Origin of the sequence: Bradyrhizobium sp. Pha-3 (genome assembly GCF_042258615.1) — a bacterium.
In the GTDB taxonomy this organism is placed as follows: Bacteria; Pseudomonadota; Alphaproteobacteria; order Rhizobiales; family Xanthobacteraceae; genus Bradyrhizobium.
Genome location: NZ_CP170152.1, coordinates 6,597,133 through 6,613,954 on the forward strand (window position 1 = coordinate 6,597,133; position 16,822 = coordinate 6,613,954).

General features: G+C 65.0%; 17 protein-coding genes. 7 read left to right on the forward strand and 10 right to left on the reverse strand.

The genetic code is table 11. The features are described from left to right. Positions 1-10: 10 nt before the first annotated feature. Positions 11-292, forward strand: coding sequence for a hypothetical protein (locus tag ACE10Z_RS31110; protein ID WP_298369819.1), 282 nt, complete (start codon positions 11-13; stop codon positions 290-292). 248 nt (positions 293-540) lie between these two features. On the opposite strand, the gene ACE10Z_RS31115 is transcribed toward ACE10Z_RS31110, so the two are convergent. The 6 genes from ACE10Z_RS31115 to ACE10Z_RS31140 form a co-directional block, all read right to left on the reverse strand. Then, entirely contained in the window at positions 541-1,245 is a 705-nt protein-coding gene (locus tag ACE10Z_RS31115; RefSeq protein WP_092125049.1) for an ABC transporter ATP-binding protein, read from the reverse strand. Next, positions 1,229-1,960: an ABC transporter ATP-binding protein gene (locus ACE10Z_RS31120; protein WP_375784178.1), complete on the reverse strand. Its 732-nt coding sequence runs from the start codon at positions 1,958-1,960 to the stop codon at positions 1,229-1,231. Before ACE10Z_RS31120 ends, ACE10Z_RS31115 begins: the two co-directional genes overlap by 17 nt. Further along, positions 1,957-2,943: a branched-chain amino acid ABC transporter permease gene (locus tag ACE10Z_RS31125; RefSeq protein WP_375784179.1), complete on the reverse strand. Its 987-nt coding sequence runs from the start codon at positions 2,941-2,943 to the stop codon at positions 1,957-1,959. Before ACE10Z_RS31125 ends, ACE10Z_RS31120 begins: the two co-directional genes overlap by 4 nt. After that, positions 2,943-3,776, reverse strand: coding sequence for a branched-chain amino acid ABC transporter permease (locus ACE10Z_RS31130; protein WP_234600294.1), 834 nt, complete (start codon positions 3,774-3,776; stop codon positions 2,943-2,945). The genes ACE10Z_RS31125 and ACE10Z_RS31130 overlap by 1 nt, the downstream gene beginning before the upstream one ends. Positions 3,777-4,023: 247 nt before the next feature. Further along, positions 4,024-5,271: an ABC transporter substrate-binding protein gene (locus ACE10Z_RS31135; protein ID WP_375784180.1), complete on the reverse strand. Its 1,248-nt coding sequence runs from the start codon at positions 5,269-5,271 to the stop codon at positions 4,024-4,026. Positions 5,272-5,357: 86 nt separating this feature from the next. Then, positions 5,358-6,176, reverse strand: a complete 819-nt coding sequence (locus tag ACE10Z_RS31140) for a putative hydro-lyase (RefSeq protein ID WP_375784181.1) — start codon at positions 6,174-6,176, stop codon at positions 5,358-5,360. Between the two features lie 120 nt (positions 6,177-6,296). On the opposite strand from ACE10Z_RS31140, the gene ACE10Z_RS31145 reads away from it, so the two are divergent. The 3 genes from ACE10Z_RS31145 to ACE10Z_RS31155 all read left to right on the forward strand — a co-directional run bounded on the left by ACE10Z_RS31145 (position 6,297) and on the right by ACE10Z_RS31155 (position 9,529). Further along, positions 6,297-7,214, forward strand: a complete 918-nt coding sequence (locus ACE10Z_RS31145; RefSeq protein WP_176532654.1) for a LysR family transcriptional regulator — start codon at positions 6,297-6,299, stop codon at positions 7,212-7,214. 122 nt (positions 7,215-7,336) lie between these two features. Continuing rightward, a complete protein-coding gene (locus tag ACE10Z_RS31150; protein ID WP_375784182.1) occupies positions 7,337-8,587 on the forward strand; it encodes a Zn-dependent hydrolase in 1,251 nt (416 codons plus the stop codon). Between the two features lie 30 nt (positions 8,588-8,617). Next, positions 8,618-9,529, forward strand: a complete 912-nt coding sequence (locus tag ACE10Z_RS31155) for an NAD(P)-dependent oxidoreductase (protein WP_375784183.1) — start codon at positions 8,618-8,620, stop codon at positions 9,527-9,529. Between the two features lie 167 nt (positions 9,530-9,696). Here the strand turns inward: ACE10Z_RS31155 and ACE10Z_RS31160 are convergent, their stop codons facing one another. Then, on the reverse strand, positions 9,697-10,773 hold the full coding sequence (locus tag ACE10Z_RS31160) for a tartrate dehydrogenase (RefSeq protein WP_375784184.1): 1,077 nt from the start codon (positions 10,771-10,773) through the stop codon (positions 9,697-9,699). Positions 10,774-10,942: 169 nt separating this feature from the next. Here ACE10Z_RS31160 and ACE10Z_RS31165 point away from each other — a divergent pair, with 169 nt between their 5' ends. Further along, positions 10,943-11,719, forward strand: a complete 777-nt coding sequence (locus tag ACE10Z_RS31165) for an SDR family oxidoreductase (RefSeq protein ID WP_375784185.1) — start codon at positions 10,943-10,945, stop codon at positions 11,717-11,719. A 112-nt stretch (positions 11,720-11,831) separates the two neighbouring features. Here the strand turns inward: ACE10Z_RS31165 and ACE10Z_RS31170 are convergent, their stop codons facing one another. Beyond that, positions 11,832-12,692: an alpha/beta hydrolase gene (locus ACE10Z_RS31170; RefSeq protein ID WP_375784186.1), complete on the reverse strand. Its 861-nt coding sequence runs from the start codon at positions 12,690-12,692 to the stop codon at positions 11,832-11,834. A gap of 88 nt (positions 12,693-12,780) precedes the next feature. Here ACE10Z_RS31170 and ACE10Z_RS31175 point away from each other — a divergent pair, with 88 nt between their 5' ends. Next, positions 12,781-14,205 carry an amidase gene (locus ACE10Z_RS31175; RefSeq protein ID WP_375784187.1) on the forward strand — a complete coding sequence of 475 codons (1,425 nt, stop codon included), beginning with the start codon at positions 12,781-12,783 and terminating at the stop codon, positions 14,203-14,205. Positions 14,206-14,407: 202 nt separating this feature from the next. Here the strand turns inward: ACE10Z_RS31175 and ACE10Z_RS31180 are convergent, their stop codons facing one another. Next, the gene (locus tag ACE10Z_RS31180; RefSeq protein ID WP_375784188.1) at positions 14,408-15,040 is read right to left on the reverse strand and encodes a TetR/AcrR family transcriptional regulator; all 633 of its coding nucleotides are present in this window, start codon (positions 15,038-15,040) and stop codon (positions 14,408-14,410) included. Between the two features lie 269 nt (positions 15,041-15,309). Further along, positions 15,310-16,056, reverse strand: a complete 747-nt coding sequence (locus tag ACE10Z_RS31185; RefSeq protein ID WP_375784189.1) for an SDR family NAD(P)-dependent oxidoreductase — start codon at positions 16,054-16,056, stop codon at positions 15,310-15,312. Between the two features lie 117 nt (positions 16,057-16,173). On the opposite strand from ACE10Z_RS31185, the gene ACE10Z_RS31190 reads away from it, so the two are divergent. After that, positions 16,174-16,794, forward strand: a complete 621-nt coding sequence (locus tag ACE10Z_RS31190; protein ID WP_375784190.1) for a TetR/AcrR family transcriptional regulator — start codon at positions 16,174-16,176, stop codon at positions 16,792-16,794. The last annotated feature ends 28 nt before the right edge of the window (positions 16,795-16,822 follow it).

A 16,822-nucleotide genomic window follows, 5' to 3' on the forward strand; every position in this document is an offset into this window, starting at 1 on the left:
GAGGACAGTCATGACGAGGCTCACAGGCTTGGCATTCGCAGCTCTGTTCACGAGCGGCCTCGCGGGATCGGCCGCACGCGCCGAGGAGACCTTGCCCGACCTGCTGGCGATCCAGCTGCGTGCGCAAGGCTATGCCTGCGACAAGCCGCTCAAGGCCGAACGGGACGACAAGCTCTCCAAGCCCGACAACGAGGCCTGGACGCTGACCTGCAGCAACGCAACCTACCGCGTCACCCGCGTGCCGGACCTCGCCGCGAAGGTCGAGAAGGTCGAAGACGGCAAGGACAAGTAGGCTGCGTGGGCTGGATCCGCAGCCCGCATGAGCGACATACGGCACACTCACGGATGTCGCTTCCGCCTTCGCAAGTCGCTCATCCGGGCCGCTCGCCGCGCCGCAAACACTGACGTCATCCTGAGGTGCGAGCGCAGCGAGCCTCGAAGGATGGGCCACATACTCGCGTCGCGCGCGGCCCATCCTTCGAGGCGCGCCAAAGGGGCGCGTACAAGGATGACGGGTGCGTGCGCGGCGATGCCTTGGCGCTACAGCCCTAGATACGCCTTGCGAACGTCGGGATTGCCGGTGATCTCCGCCGCGGTACCCTGCATCAGCACGCGGCCGGTCTGCAGGATGTAGGCGCGGTCGGCGATCTCCAGGCACTCGGCCATGCGCTGCTCGACGATCAGGACCGTCATGCCGGCGTCGCGGATGCGCTTCACGGCCTGGAAGATCTCGTCGACCAGCTTCGGCATGATGCCCTGCGACGGCTCGTCGAGCATCAGGAGCCGCGGCCGCGTCATCAGCGCGCGGCCAATCGCGAGCATCTGCTGCTCGCCGCCGGACAAGGTTTCTGCGCGCTGCTCCAGCCGCTCGCCGAGCCGCGGGAACAGATTGAACACCAGATCGAGCGGCGCATCGCGGTCGGATTGGCTGCGATAGAGATAGCTGCCGAGCCGCAGATTGTCGCGCACCGAGAGCCGCGGAAACAGCCGGCGGTTCTCCGGCACGAAGGCGATGCCGCCTGCGGTGATGACGTGCTGCGGCTGGCCGTCGATGCGCTTGCCGTCGAAGGTGACGGTGCCGGCGCGCGGGCGCTCGGCGCCGGCGATCGATTTGAGGAGCGTCGACTTGCCCGCGCCATTGGCGCCGGCGACACAGACGATCTCACCCTTGGTGACGTCGATCGACACCGAGGAGATCGCAACCAGGCCCTGATAGGCGGTGGTGACTTCACGCACCGACAGCATGACGATCCCCGAGATAGGCAGAAATGACTTCTGGATTGCGGACGACCTCGGTCGGCTTGCCCTCGACCAGCACCTTGCCGAGATTGAGAACGATGGCGCGGTCGACCAGCGGCATCACGATTTCCATCACATGCTCGACCATCAGCACGGTGACGCCTGTGGCGCGGACCTTGCGCACCAGCTCGACGCCGGTCTGCGCCTCGACCGGCGTCAGCCCGGTGAGGACTTCGTCGAGCAGCAGCAGCTTCGGTTCGGTGGCGAGCGCGCGGGCGACTTCGAGCCGGCGCTTCTCCGACGGGACGAGATCGGCGGCGAGCTTGTCGGCGCGCGCTGCAAGTCCGCAGAACTCCAGAACCTCATAGGCCTTCTGCCGTGCGATGCGCATCTTGGTGTTGCGGATCAGCGCGCCGACGATGACGTTGTCGATCACCGTCATGGTCTCGAAGCTCTTGACCACCTGGAAGGTGCGCCCGACGCCGCGCTGGCAGCGCTCCGCCGCCGGCAGCCGGGTGACGTCCTCGCCGTCGAACATGATCGAGCCTTGGGTGGGCGGCAGCACACCCGCGATCAGATTGAACAGCGTCGACTTGCCGGCGCCATTCGGGCCGATCAGGCCGACGATCTCGCCGCGGCCGACCGAGATCGAGACGTCGCTGTTGGCGACGAGGCCGCCGAAGCGCTGCCAGACGCCACGGGTTTCCAGGAGTGCCGTCATCGCGCGGCCTCCTTGCGCCCTGAGAGCATGCTGAACACGCTGACGAGCCCCTTCGGCAGTGCCAGCGAGATCGCGACGATCAGCGCGCCATAGACGATGAGGTCGACGCCGCGGCCGGAGCCGCCAACGAAGGATCGCGTCAGCTCGGTGAGCGGGATCAGGATCACGGCGCCGAGCACCGGGCCCCACAGCGTGCCGATGCCCCCGAGCACCGCGGGCAGCGCCATCAACAGCGAGAACTGGAAGCCCATCACGCTCTCGGGGTCGATATAGGAGACGAACTGGGCGTAGAAGCTGCCGCCGACTGCGACCAGGAAGGCGGAGACCGCCGCCGCACCCATCTTGGAATTGAACACGACGACGCCGAGGCTCTCGGCCGCGTCGGGATTGTCCTTCACCGCGCGCCACCAATAGCCCCATTTGGAATCTTCCAGCCACCAGGTGACGAGCCAGGCGATGCAGGCCAGCGCCAGCGCGAAATAGAAGTACGGCAGCTTCGAGCGGGTGAACTGGAATTTCAGCCAGCTGTCGCCGCGCACCGGGATATCGATGCCGAGCGCGGCACCCGCCCAATCCCAGTTCTGGATCAGGAGCAGCGCGATCTCGGCGATCACGATGGTCGCGATCACGAAATAATGCCCGCGCAGGCGGAAGCAGGGATAGCCGAGCGCCATCGCGATCACGGCGGAGATCGCCCCGCCCGCCAGCATGCCGAACCACGGCAGCACGCCGAATTTGGTGAACAGCAGCGCGGTGGTGTAGGCCCCGAGCCCGAAATACAGCGCATGGCCGAGCGAGATCTGTCCGCAATAGCCGGACAGGATGTTCCAGCTCTGCGACAGCGCGGCATACATCAGGGTCAAGACCATGATGTTCTGGACGTAGACGTCCTTGACGAACAGCGGCACCAGCGCTGCGACCACCGCAAGGCAGGCCGCCATGATCAGGTCACGCCTGCGGCGTTGGGCGAAGTGGGTGTCCATCACATCGATCCGAACAGGCCACGCGGGCGGATGAAGACGACCAGGAGATAGACGGCGTAGATGCCGACCGATTTCAGCGACGGCGGCAGGATCAGCGCGGTGGTCGCCTCGACCAGGCCGACGATGATGCCGCCGGCAAAGGCGCCGAACACGCTGCCGAAGCCGCCGAGCGCCACGGTAACGTAGGCGATCAGCGCAAACGACGCGCCGACGTCGGGATAGATATAGAAGAAGATCGCCATGATGGCGCCGGCAAGTCCGACCAGCGCCGCACCAAGGCCCCAGCCGAGCGCGAACACCCGATTCTTGTCGATGCCGACCAGCGCCACCGCGCCGGCGTCCTCGCGCGTCGCCTCGAGCGCGCGGCCGAAATCGGTGCGATTGATGAAGAAGTAGAGCGCGACGAAGGCCGCGATCGACAGCATCGCGCCGATCAGCTGCGGCTCCGGCAGGTAGATGCCGGCGATCGAGATCGTCTTGCCGCCGACCCAGGAGTTGGTGACGCTGCGGTAGTCGGGCGTGAAGAAGAACTGGGCGAGGCCCCGCATCACGATCGCAAGGCCGAAGGTCGAGAAGATCTGCACCATGCCGGCATTGGCCTTGGCGCGCATCGCGAAGCGGACCACCAGCAGATAGACCACCGCGCCGAACACGAACAATGCCGCAGCGACCAACGGCGCCGCGAGCAAGGGATCGATCGCGAAGAACGCGAACAGGAAGAAGGTCACGTACATCGCGATCATCAGGAACTCGCCGTGCGCGAAGTTCACGACGTCCATCAATCCGAAGATCAATGCGAGGCCGGCGGCGATCAGTCCGTAGAGCAGTCCCATCAGAAGGCCGCTCGCCAAACTCTGGATAATGGTCTCGGCTGTCACCGCTGCGCCCCAGTCACCGCATTATTCCAGCGTCGTCCTGGCGAAAGCCAGGACCCATTACCACGAACGTGTCGGTAGGAAGGACAACAACCAATCATCGCAAAATACCTGCCTGTGGTATGCGACGAGTGCAAGCACTCGCGCGGGGGTCCCGGGTCGCGCTTCGCTTGCCCGGGACGACGATGAGAAAGCGTCCGACCGATCAGCTGTTCATCGGCCAGATCGCCTCGGAGACGGCGGCCTGTTCCGGGAAGATCGTCACGAAGTTCTTCGCGGTATATTGCAGCAGCACCGGGTCGGCGAAATTGTTCTGCCCCATCTCGTCGAACTTGACGCGCCGCCACGGCATGATGGTCACGTCGCCCGGCATGTCGGTGGCGACCAGCGCCTCGCGGATCTTCTCGCCGTCGGTCGACTTGGCGCGGTTGATGGCGTCGGCCATCACGATCAGGCCCATGAACTGGCGCGACGAGTAGTCGTTGAAGTCCTTGCCCGACTTGGCGCGGTACATCTCGTTGATGAGACCGACCATCGGCCGCTTCTGCGCCAGGTCGAGCGAGAAGCTGCCGCGCGAGATCACGCCCTCGAGCTTGTCGCCGACCGCGTCATAGGTCGCCTTCTCCGAGAAGCCGGCATCCTGCGCCATGATGTTCTTCGGCTTGTATCCGAGCTCGGCCATGGTCTTGACCAGCAGGATCGAGTCGGTGGTGTAGCTCGACGGCATCAGCACGTCGGCATTCGCCGCCTTGAGCTGCTGCACCTCGGCGGTCAGCGACGGCGAGTTGGCGCGGTACTTGATGTCGGCCACGATCTTGTAGCCGCGCTCGCCGGCGAGCTTGATCTGGGCGTTCGCCGAATCGGTGCCGAAGATGGTGTCTTCGTGGAACAGCGCCAGCGTCTCGATTTTCTGGCCCTTCTTCTTCATCGCATCGAAGAAGTCGAACATCGCGGTCGAGAACATCTCGTCATGCGGCGAGGCGCGGAAATAGTACTTCAGGCCGCGGCGATGCAGGCTCGGCGAGGAATTGTCGGCCGAGATGAACGGGACGCCGTAGCGCTCGCAGGTCTGGCTGACGGTGACGGCGACCGCGCTCTGATAGGTGCCGACGACGGCGCAGACCTTCTCCTGCGTGATCAGGCGCTCGGTTTCGGCGCGGCCCTTCTGCGGATCGGCCTGGTGGTCGGCGAACACGAGGCGCACCTTGGCGCCGCCGAGGCCGGACAGGCCCTCGCCCTTGGCGAGCGGCAGCGCGAAATCATAGTTCTTGTTGATGATCTCGGCCGCGGTGTTGAAGGCATGCTGCGCGTCGACGCCGATCGCGGCGCTGGAGCCGGACAGCGGATAGATCACGCCGATTGCCACTTCACTGGTCTGTGCGCGCGCGGCCATCGGACCGAGCGCAGCGGCGGCAGTGGCACCCAGCAATACGTTACGGCGAGAGATCGTCATCGAAATTCCCCTTGGTCAGCTTGTTATTATCGATGTGATGCTTGTAGCGCGCAGTAAAGCCTCAATGAATTGCACGAATTGCCTATTCAGAGCACAGCCAGCTGCTTGTTCCTGAGATCGGTCACCAGCATCAGGCCCGGCGAATGCGTGATCGCAAACGGCAGCTTCGCACTTGCGATCACCGATTGCGGCGTCACGCCACAGGCCCAGAACACCGGAATCTCGTCATCGGCGACCGGCACCGCGTCGCCATAATCGGGCTTGGCGATATCCTTGATGCCGATCGCATGCGGGTGGCCGAGATGGACCGGCGCGCCGTGCACCGACGGGAAGCGCGAGGTGATCTGCACCGCGCGGATCGCATCCGCCGGCTTGAACGGGCGCATCGACACCACCATCGGCCCCGCGAACGGCCCCGACGGCTGGCAGGCGATGTTGGTTCGGTACATTGGCACACGCAGGTTGCGTTCGATGTGACGGATCGGCAGCCCGTCCTCCAGCAGCGCTTCCTCGAACGAATAGGAGCAGCCGAGCACGAAGGTGACGAGATCGTCGCGCCAGTATTTGGTGATGTCGGTCGGCTCGTCCGCCACCTCGCCGTCGCGCCAGACCCGGTAGCGCGGCACGTCGGTGCGGATGTCGAGGTCGAGGCCGAGCGCGGGAATCCGCGGGTCGCCCACATCGGACATGCCGATGATCGGGCACGGTTTCGGATTGAGCTGGCAGAACCGGTGGAAGGCGCCGGCGAGTTTCTCCGGCAGGATCGCGAGATTGCCCTGGACGAAACCGTTGGCGAGACCGGCCGTCGTCGCCGAGGCCACGCCGTCACGGCAGGCACGGCGCGCTTCGACGCTCGCCAGCACCGGCTCCCCCTGAGATCGCTGCACTGCCGCAAAAACAGTCATGGGATTCTCCTGCCCATAATCTCGACAAGGACAAACCAACACCAAGCGTGATATAATGTCTAATCGTCCTTTCTAATCAAAATCGATAAATAGAATTTATCGATCGGGGATATGCTTCCAATGACGGACTTCCGCTCGATCGAAACCTTCCTCTGGGTCGTCAAGCTCGGCAGCTTCCGCGGCGCCGCCCAGCGGCTCAACACCACCCAGCCGGCGATCTCCCAGCGCATCGCCCAGCTCGAGCGCGAGATGGGCGTCAAGCTGCTGAACCGGGATCACCGGGTGGCCTCGCCCACGCCGAGCGGACGGCTGATGATGACTTACGCCGAGAAGCTGATCGGCCTGCGTTCGGAGATGATGGCGGAGGTCGGCGACCGTTCGGCGATGCGCGGCGCGCTGCGGCTCGGTGTCGCGGAGACCATCGTGCACACCTGGCTGCCGCGGCTGGTCAAGAGCGTCAACGAGATCTACCCGAACCTGTCGCTGGAGATCGAGGTCGACATCACGCCGAACCTGACCCCGCGGCTGCTGGCCCAGGAGATCGAGCTCGCCTTCGTGCTCGGACCGGTCTCGGCGTCCGGCGCGCACAATCACGTGCTGTGCGATTACCCGATCGGCTTCCTGGCGAGCCCGTCGCTCGGCCTCGGTTCCGGCCCGGTGGCGCGGCGCGATCTGGCGCGGTTTCCGATCATCACGTTTCCGCGCAAGACCCAGCCCTATGAGACCGTGCGCGCGCTGTTCAACGCCCCCGACCTGCCGCCGATCCGGCTGCACGCCTCGACCTCGCTCGCGACCGTGATCCACATGGCCAATGAAGGCCTTGGCATTGCGGTGATTCCATCGGCGATCGTCGAAAACGAGCTCGCCGACGGCCGCTTGCAATTGCTCGATACCGACCTCAAGCTGCCGCCTCTCACCTTCACCGCGAGCTGGCTCGCCTCCCCCGATGCGGTCGCCATCGAGCGTGTCGCCCATCTCGCCAGGCAGATCGCGCAGGCGAGCGTAGCGGTTGACGCGATGGAAGCGGCGCGCCATTGAACGAGTGCCGGATAATCAAACGTCATTCCGGGGCGGCTCGAAGAGCCGAACCCGGAATCTCGAGATTCCGGGTTCGATGCTGACGCATCGCCCCGGAAAGACAGCTGAAATGGACTGACGACATGAGCCGAGCCGCCACCAACCTGCAGATCGATTCCGCCCGCCTCTGGGGCACCATCCATGAAACCGCGCAGTTCGGTGCAACGCCAAAGGGCGGCGTGCGGCGGCTGACCCTCAGCGCCGAAGACAAGCAGGTGCGCGACTGGTTCCGCAAGGCGTGCGAGAACGCCGGCCTCGACGTGCAGGTCGACGCGCTCGGCTCGATGTTCGGATTGCGGAAAGGACGGGATATGTCGAAGCCGCCGATAGGCGTCGGCTCGCATCTCGACACCCAGCCGACCGGCGGCAAATATGACGGCATCCTCGGCACGCTGGCCGCGCTCGAGATGGTGCGCACGCTCAACGATGCAGGGATCGAGACCGAGCTGCCGATCTGCATCTGCAACTGGACCAACGAGGAAGGCTCGCGCTTTGCGCCGGCGATGATGGCCTCGGCCGCCTATGTCGGCGATTTCACCACCGACGACATTCTGTCGCGCAAGGACGCCGAGGGCGTCACGGTGGCGCAGGCACTCGACAGCATTGGCTATCGCGGCGATGCCCCGGTCGGCCGCCAGAAGTTCACCAGCTTCGTCGAGCTGCATATCGAACAGGGCCCGATCCTGGAAGCCGAGGGCAAGACCATCGGCGTGGTCGATTCCGGCCAGGGCGTGCTGTGGTACGACGGCAAGATCGTAGGCTTCGAGAGCCACGCGGGATCTACCCCGATGCCGCTGCGCCGCGATGCGCTGGCGACGCTGTCGGAGATCGTGCTGGCGATGGAAAGCATTGCCAAGAAGCACGGGCCGAAGGCGGTCGGCACCATCGGCGAGGCGGTGATCGCGGCGCCCTCGCGCAACGTCATCCCCGGCGAGATCGCCTTCACGGTGGATTGCCGCAGCGCCGATGCAGCGATCATGGACGCGCTGGATCGCGACCTGCGGGCCGCGGTCGCCGAGATTGCAGCAAAGCGCAAGGTCGAGGTTCAGCTCGATCTCGTTTGGCGCAAGGCGCCGACGCATTTCGATCCGAAGCTGGTCGACGCGGTGGAGAACGCGGCCCAGCAGCTCGGCTATTCGCACCGCCGCATCACCTCCGGCGCCGGCCACGACGCCTGCAACCTCAACACTGTGATGCCGGCGGCGATGGTGTTCGTGCCCTGCAAGGACGGCATCAGCCATAACGAGCTGGAAGACGCCACGCAGACCGATTGCGCCGCCGGCGCCAACGTCCTGATGCATACGGTGCTGGCGCTCGCCGGCGTCGCATCCTGATCATCCTTTCTTCCTTCGATGGAGGCTTTCGTGCGCGCAGTGTTTGTCGACGCCAATGAATCGCTCGCTGTCATCACGGAGCGGCTGGAAAAGCCCGGCGATCCCAAGATGCGGATCAACCGCAACCCTGAGATCAAGTCCGAGGACTATCCGGCGGTGCTCGACGGCGCCGAGATCGCAGTGGTCGATCACACCGCGTTGCCGACCGACATTGCGAAGACATGCACCGGCCTGAAGCATGTCGTGTTCCTCGGCACCGGCGCACGCAGCTACATGAACCCGGAAGAGCTCGCCGAGCTCGGCATCTCCGTGCATCTGATCAAGGGCTATGGCGACACCGCGGTTGCGGAATCCGCGATCGCGCTGATGTGGTCGTCGGCGCGGGTGATCGCGCAGATGGACCGCGAGATGCGCGCTGGCAACTGGCTGCGCGAGGACGGCATGCAGCTCACCGGCAAGACGCTCGGCCTGGTCGGCTTCGGCGGCATCGCTGCCGAGGTCGCTCGCATCGCGCGCGGCAGCGGCATGAAGGTGATCGCCTGGAACCGGTCGCCCAAGAGCCATCCGGGCGTCGAGTTCACCGAGCTCGACATGGTGCTGGCGACGAGCGACGTGGTCTCGATCCATCTGTTGCTGAACGACGAGACCCGCGGCCTGATCACGCGCGACAAGATCGCCAAGATGAAGCAGGGCGTGGTGCTGATCAACACCGCGCGCGGCGCCATCGTCGACGAACAGGCGATGATCGATGCGCTCAACTCCGGCCACATCCGCCACGCCGGCCTCGATGTCTACAACATCGAGCCGCTGCCGAAGGATCACCCGCTGACGAAGATCCCGAACGTGACGCTGTCGGCGCACTCCGCCTTCCGCACGCCCGAGGCGAGCGAGAACCTGATCCACGCGGCATGGGAGCATTGCCGACGGATCGTGAAGCAATAATTATCGACGTCGTCCTGGACAAGCGAGCGTAGCGAGCGCGATCCAGGACCCATTACCACCGGCCTGTGTCATCGCGCAGAGCGGTGGTCAGACCTACCAAGCCAACAAGCACTCGGGGTAATGGGTCCTGGCTTTCGCCAGGACGACCCCGTAATTGACAGCGCAGCTTAGTCCACCATCTCGGCCACGGCCTTGCCGCAGGCCGTGGTGTCGGCGTTGCCGCCGAGGTCGCGGGTGCGCAGCGTGCGTTCGCCGAGCGTGCGCTCGATCGCGCCGACGATGGCGGCTGCTGCCTGCTTCTCGCCGAGATGCTCCAGCATCATCGCGCCCGACCAGATCATGCCGATCGGGTTGGCGATGCCCTGCCCGGCAATGTCAGGCGCCGAGCCGTGCACCGGCTCGAACACCGAGGGGAAATTGCCTTCCGGATTGATGTTGCCCGACGGCGCGATGCCGATCGTGCCGGTGCAGGCCGGACCGAGGTCGGACAGGATATCCCCGAACAGATTGGAGCCGACCACGACGTCGAACCAGTCCGGATGCAGCACGAAGTTCGCGGTGAGGATGTCGATGTGGTACTTGTCCCACTTCACCCCCGGATACTTCTTGGCCATCGCCTCCACGCGCTCGTCCCAATAGGGCATCGTGATGGAGATGCCGTTCGACTTGGTCGCCGAAGTCAGATGCTTCTTCGGCCGCGACTGCGCCAGATCGAACGCGAATTTCAGGATGCGGTCGACGCCAATGCGGGTCATCACGGTCTGCTGGGTGACGAATTCGCGGTCGGTGTCCGGGAACATGCGGCCGCCGACGGAGGAGTACTCGCCCTCGGTGTTCTCGCGCACCACCCAGAAGTCGATATCGCCGGGCTTGCGGTTCGCCAGCGGCGACGGCACACCGGGCATCAGCCGCACCGGACGCAGGTTGACGTACTGGTCGAACTCGCGCCGGAATTTTATGAGCGAACCCCACAACGAGATATGGTCAAGTATTTTCGCCGGCCAGCCGACCGCACCAAAGTAGATCGCGTCATGCTTGCCGATCTTGTCCTTCCAGTCGGCCGGCATCATCTCGCCGTGCTTCTCGTAATAGTCGTAGGACGCAAAGTCGAAATGATCGAACTTCACGTCGACGCCGTGCTTCTTCGCCGCCGCCTCGATGACGCGCAGGCCCTCCGGCATCACTTCCTTGCCGATGCCGTCGCCGGGAATGACCGCAATCCGATACTGCTTTTTGCTGCTCATCGAGAACACCCTTGTGATTTGCCCGGCCGGCAATGCCGCCTATCCTGATGGTCCTGCAATGGACCAAACTTCGCGCGAGCGCAACGCTGCAGTGCAGTGTTGACCGCGGCGCGACCCTGCCCCACCAATTTCGCCGACATTCGTTCCTCATACCAAAGCGAGACATCCCATGGATCTGCATCTGCGCGGCAAGCGTGTCCTGATCACCGGCGCCTCCAAGGGCATTGGCGCGGCCGCCGCCGAAGCCTTTGCCGAGGAAGGCGCCAATTTACTGCTCGCCGCCCGCAACGGCGACCAATTGAAGGCGCTGGCCGAACGGCTCCGTTCGGCGCACCAGATCGATGCGGCGACCAGCGTCGTCGACCTGCGAAAATCGGAAGATCTGGCGCGCTTGGCAAAAGAGGCTGCCGACATCGACATCCTCGTCAACAACGCCGGGGACATCCCGGGCGGCTCGATCGACAAGATCGACGAGGCGACCTGGCGGCACGCCTGGGAGCTCAAGGTGTTCGGCTATGTCAACCTAACGCGCGCGGTCTATGCCCAGATGAAGGCGCGCGGCGGCGGTGTGATCGTCAACGACATCGGCGCGGCCGGCGAGAAGTTCGACGCCAACTACATCTGCGGCAGCGCCGGCAATGCGGCGCTGATGTCGTTCACCCGCGCGCTCGGCGGCAAGAGCCTCGCCGACAACATCCGCGTCGTCGGCATCAACCCCGGCCCGGTCGGCACCGACCGCCACGTCACGCTGCTCAAGACCCGCGCCAAGAACCAGTTCGGCGACGAGAGCCGCTACAAGGAATTCCAGAAGGGTCTGCCGCTCGGCCGTCCCGCGCATGCGCGCGAGATCGGCGACCTGATGGCGTTCCTCGCCTCCGACCGCGCAGGCTATACGTCGGGCGTGATCTACACGGTGGATGGCGGGCTGACGTCGGGGTGGGGATAGGTAACTCGCGCTGACCACTTGTTCCGCCGTCATCCTGAGGAGCCGCGAAGCGGCGTCTCGAAGGATGGGCCACGGGCTGCGTCATCCTTCGAGGCTCGCAAGAGCTCGCGCCTCAGGATGACGTACTAACCGTCCGCTCGAACAGCTGCCGGATCAGCGTCGTGATGCGGCCCTGCGGCGCCAGCATCTGGTTCATGATCGAGAAATGATCGGCTCCCGCGATCTCCTCATAGGTCACCGGCAAGCCGTAGCGGGCGCGATGGCCGGCGAAATCGGCGGTCTGCTTGCGCAGCAGCGGCAGTTCGGCGCTGCCGACCACCAGCGACAGCGGCTTTGCCGTGCCGCCTTGCTGTATCATCGGCGAATTGCGCCGTGAGGCGGCTTCGTCGAGCCTGAGCTTCTCGTTGAGATAGGAATGCCTGATCGGCTCGAGGTCATAGATGCCCGAGATCGCCATGCCGGCCCTGACGTGGGCGTTCGACAACGCCATCGATGTCAGATGGCCGCCGGCCGACCAGCCCGACACAACGATGCCTTCGGCAGCGGCACCGAGCGCGGGCAACTGCCCGGCAAGAAAATCGATGCCTCCGTGAATCTCGGCGACGATGTCGTCGAGCGTCGCATCCGGCGCCAGCGTGTAGCCGATCAGCGCCACATTGATGCCGTGCGCCATCGGCCCCTCGGCAAAGATCGTGAACACCTCCTTGGCGCGGGTCTGCCAATAGCCGCCGTGGATGAACAAGAGCGTCGGCGCGCCGTCGCGGGCTTTAAGGAAATCGATCCGGTTGCGCTCACACGGACCATACCGCAGGTCGAGATGGTCGGGATGCTTCTGCCGCATCACCGCGGAGCGCTGCTCCCAGCCGGCGGCGATCTCGGCGCTGCCCTTGACCGCAACGCCATTGTTCAATCCGACGTCCCGCTCCTGCTGGCTCATCGCGCGCCAGTCCAGCGCGGAAAACAACGCTGCCATCCCTGCCTCTTCGGTTCTCGTCGCATTGCCACGACGGCAGGAAATATTCTACAGCACAAGGAAACAGAAGACATAGGAGCAACGGTGCATGGCTGATCAGGGCTTGGTGAAGGAAACGGCGTGTGCCGTCGTCGAGAAACTGAAAGCCGGTGACATCACGCCGCTCGACCTGCTCGACGTGCTGGAAAAGCGCATCGCCGAGGTCGACGGCAAGGTCAATGCGCTGCCGACGCTCTGCTTCGACCGCGCACGCACCCACGCGAAAACCCTGATGCAGAAGCCGGCCAGCGAGCGCGGCCTGCTCGCGGGTCTTCCGGTCCCGATCAAGGATCTCACCGCCGTTTCCGGCGTGCTGACCACGCTGGGCTCACCGATCTTCAAGGACAACGTCCCCGCGAAGTCGGACATCCTGGTCGAGCGCCTCGAACAGAACGGCGGCGTGATCTATGCCAAGTCGAACACGCCGGAATTCGGCGCCGGCGCCAACACCTTCAACGAGGTGTTCGGCCCGACCCGCAATCCCTGGGATACATCGCGCTCGGCAGCCGGCTCCTCCGGCGGCGCCGCGGCGGCATTGGCCAGCGGCACCGCATGGCTCGCGCACGGCTCCGACATGGGCGGCAGCTTGCGCAACCCGGCGAGCTTCTGCGGCGTCGTCGGCCTCCGGCCGTCGATCGGCCGGGTCGCCCACACGCCGAAATTCGGGGTCGACCGCACGCTCGGCGTGCAGGGACCGATGGCGCGCAATGTCGAGGACCTCGCGCTGCTGCTCGACGCGATGAGCGGCGAGCATGCCGCCGATCCGCTGTCGCTGCCGGTGCTGCCGACATCGTTCCTGTCTGCGGCGCGCTCGAACCAGAAGCCGAAGCGCATCGCCTACTCGCCCGATCTCGGCATCACGCCGGTCGATCCCGAGGTCAAGGCTGTGACCCGCAAGGCGGCCGAGCGTTTCGCCGAAGCCGGCGCGATCGTCGAGGAGGCGCATCCCGACTTCAGCGAGGCCCATGAATGCTTCCACGTGCTGCGCGCGTTCGATTTCGCGATCAGCAAGGCCGAATTGCTGCGCACCAAGCGCGACCTGCTCAAGCCCGAAGTGATCTGGAACATCGAGGAAGGGCTGAAACTCACCGTCGAAAAGCTCGAGCGCGCCGAGGCGCAGCGCGTCGCGATGACCGCGCGTGCGCTTGAATTCTTCGAGAGATACGACCTGCTGCTGGCGCCCGCGACCATCGTGCCGCCGTTCCCGGTCGAGAACCGCTATGTCGCCGAATGCGATGGCAAGACATTCGACAATTACGTCGAATGGCTCGGCATCGTCTATGCGATCACGCTGGCCTGTTGCCCGGCGCTGTCGCTGCCCTGCGGCTTCACCGCGTCGGGTCTGCCGGTCGGCCTGCAGATGGTGGCCAAGCCCCGCGCCGAGGCCCAGCTTCTGGCCGGCGCGAAAGTGCTCGAGGACATTCTGGGCGTGCGCAGCACCACCCCGATTGATCCGCGCGCGCCGCGATCCTAACCCTCATGGTGGAGAGCGTGGGCGACACCCTCCACTTCGTCATTGCGAGCGAAGCGAAGCAATCCATTGTCACCGAGCGCAGAGCGATGGATTGCTTCGTCGCTCCAGCGCAAAATTGCTCTGCAATTTTGTCGCGAGCTCCTCGCAATGACGGGGCTACCTATCTCCATGGGACGAAGGGATGCACTGCAGACGATCTGCCCTACGCCTTTTCTTCCGTCGCATGCAGCGCGGCTGTGAGCGCGAGCTTGGTCTGCTCGACGATCTCGTCCATCAGCTCCTCGCGGCTGATCTCGCCGACCTCGCCGGTGAGTAGGCCCTGCTCGGCAAGCATCACGATGCCATGCAGCCCGGCCCAGATCTTCAGCGCCTGCCGCTCGCGCAACAGCCCGACGGCCGGCGCCTCGAACGACTCGATCAGCAGCGCCAGCGTTTCCATCGCCGCGATGTGCAACTCGCTGCCGACAGGCGCGCAGGCCATGGTTCTGGACGCGAACATCAGCCGGTAGATGCCGTGGCGCTCGAGCCCGAAGGCCAGCGCAGCCTGGGCAAAGCGCGACAGTTTGGAGCCCTTGCCGGGCTGCGCGATCGCCTCGCGCATGATCACGTTGAACTGCCGGAATGCTTCCGCGGTCACCGCCTCGAGCAACGCCTCGCGGTCGGCGAAATGCCGGTATGGCGCCGGCTGCGAGACACCGAGCTGCTTGGCCAGCGCCTTGATGCTGATCGCTTCAGGACCACCGAGCTCGACCTCGCGTAACGCCGCCTGAATCAGGGCTTCGCGGAGGTCGCCATGGTGGTAGGTCTTGAACGGCTTACGAACGATTTGTCCCATCGAGATGCTGATCACCGGTCGGTCGGGCTATAGCGGAGAACGCCACAATAGCAACATCGGCCGCTTCGGTCACTTTCGCGAACACGACATCCGTAGGCTATTAACCGCGAAACCGGCAAGCGCGTCTATTCGAAAGTCTATCAAACCAGCCGTGGATCCTGATTTGCTTAACGGGTTCAGTGCCTCGGTCCGGGCAGGCCTAAGGCAGGAATCCCGCTCCGGGGGACAGCGCCAGACGACCGTTATCCACGGTCGCCGGCGCAACGTGGTCAAGCGTTGGCGCCCCCGTCGACGGTGAGACCGGCGCCATTGATCGAGCCGGCTTCGGGACCGGCAACAAACGCGACCAGGGCAGCGACGTCGTCGGCCTTGCCGTAGCGCTTGATGGCCATGCGCGCACGTTGCGCCTCGGCCTGCTCGCCATCGGCCGGGTTCATGTCGGTGTTGGTTGAACCGGGATGGACGATATTGACCGTGATGCCACGGCCGCCGAGGTCACGGGCCAGGCCCTGGGTCCAGGCAATCAACGCCGACTTGCTCATCGAATAGAGGCTCATGCCGGCATCAGGCACCCGGCTGGCGAGGTTGCTGCCGATGTTGATGATGCGGCCGCCCTCGCCCATATGCGCCACCGCAGCCTGCGATGCGACTACCACCGCCCGCACGTTCACGGCCAGCGTGGCGTCGATATCCTCCAGCGTGACGGCGTCGATCGGACCGCCGCCGCGGAAGATGCCGGCATTGTTGACGAGGATATCCAGACCGCCGAACGCCTTGGCGGCTGCGTCGACCGCGCCGCGCACGGCGCTGGCGTCCGCGCTATCCGCCTGCAGCGCCAGCGCGCGGCCGCCCTGTTTCCTGATCTCCGCTCCGACGGCTTCGGCGCGATCGGCCGAGCGCTCATAGGTGATGGCGACATCGGCGCCTTCGGCGGCAAGACGCCTGGCGATGGCTGCACCGATGCCGCGGCTGCCGCCGGTGACGAGGGCGCGTTTTCCTTGCAGGGACTGGGTCATTGTTCGGCTCATTCGTTTGGGGGGCGATATTTCTGTAACGATCGACACAGAATTAGGAAGCTTGCACCGGCGCGTCAAGTGAATTATTTAGTGATCGACACAGAAATGGACGCACCGATGGCTGAGCGTGGCCGCCCCCGGAATTTCGACAAGGACGCCGCGCTGGCGCGCGCGATGGAGGTGTTCTGGCTCAAGGGCTATGAGGGCGCCTCGATGGCCGACCTCACCTCGGCGATGGGTATTGCCTCGCCCAGCCTGTACGCTGCCTTCGGCGGCAAGGAGGACCTGTTCCGCAAGGCGCTCGACTATTACGTGGCGAGCGAAGGTGGGCTGATCTGGGGTGCCGTGACCGAGACGCACACCGCCTATCAGGCCGTGGAAACCTTCCTCATGCAGACCGCGCGCGTCTTCACCCGTCGCTCACGCCCGCCCGGTTGCCTCGTGGTATTGTCGGCGCTGCATCCGAACGAACATTCCGAGACCGTGCGGCGCGAACTCGTGCAGCGGCGCGCGCAGGCGGTGACGGAGCTGCGCGAACGTCTGCGCCAGGGCGTCGCGTGTGGCGAGATATCAGCCGCGGCCGACCTCGACGCGATCGCCCAATACTACATCACGGTGCAGCAGGGCATGTCGATCCAGGCGCGCGACGGCGCCACCCGCAAGCAGCTCGAGCAGATCGCCGCCGCCGCCCTCGCCGCCTGGCGCCCCCTCACCGCACCGACGTCGAGCACGCATTAGGGGCCGCCTCTCCCGGGGCGTGCGGCCA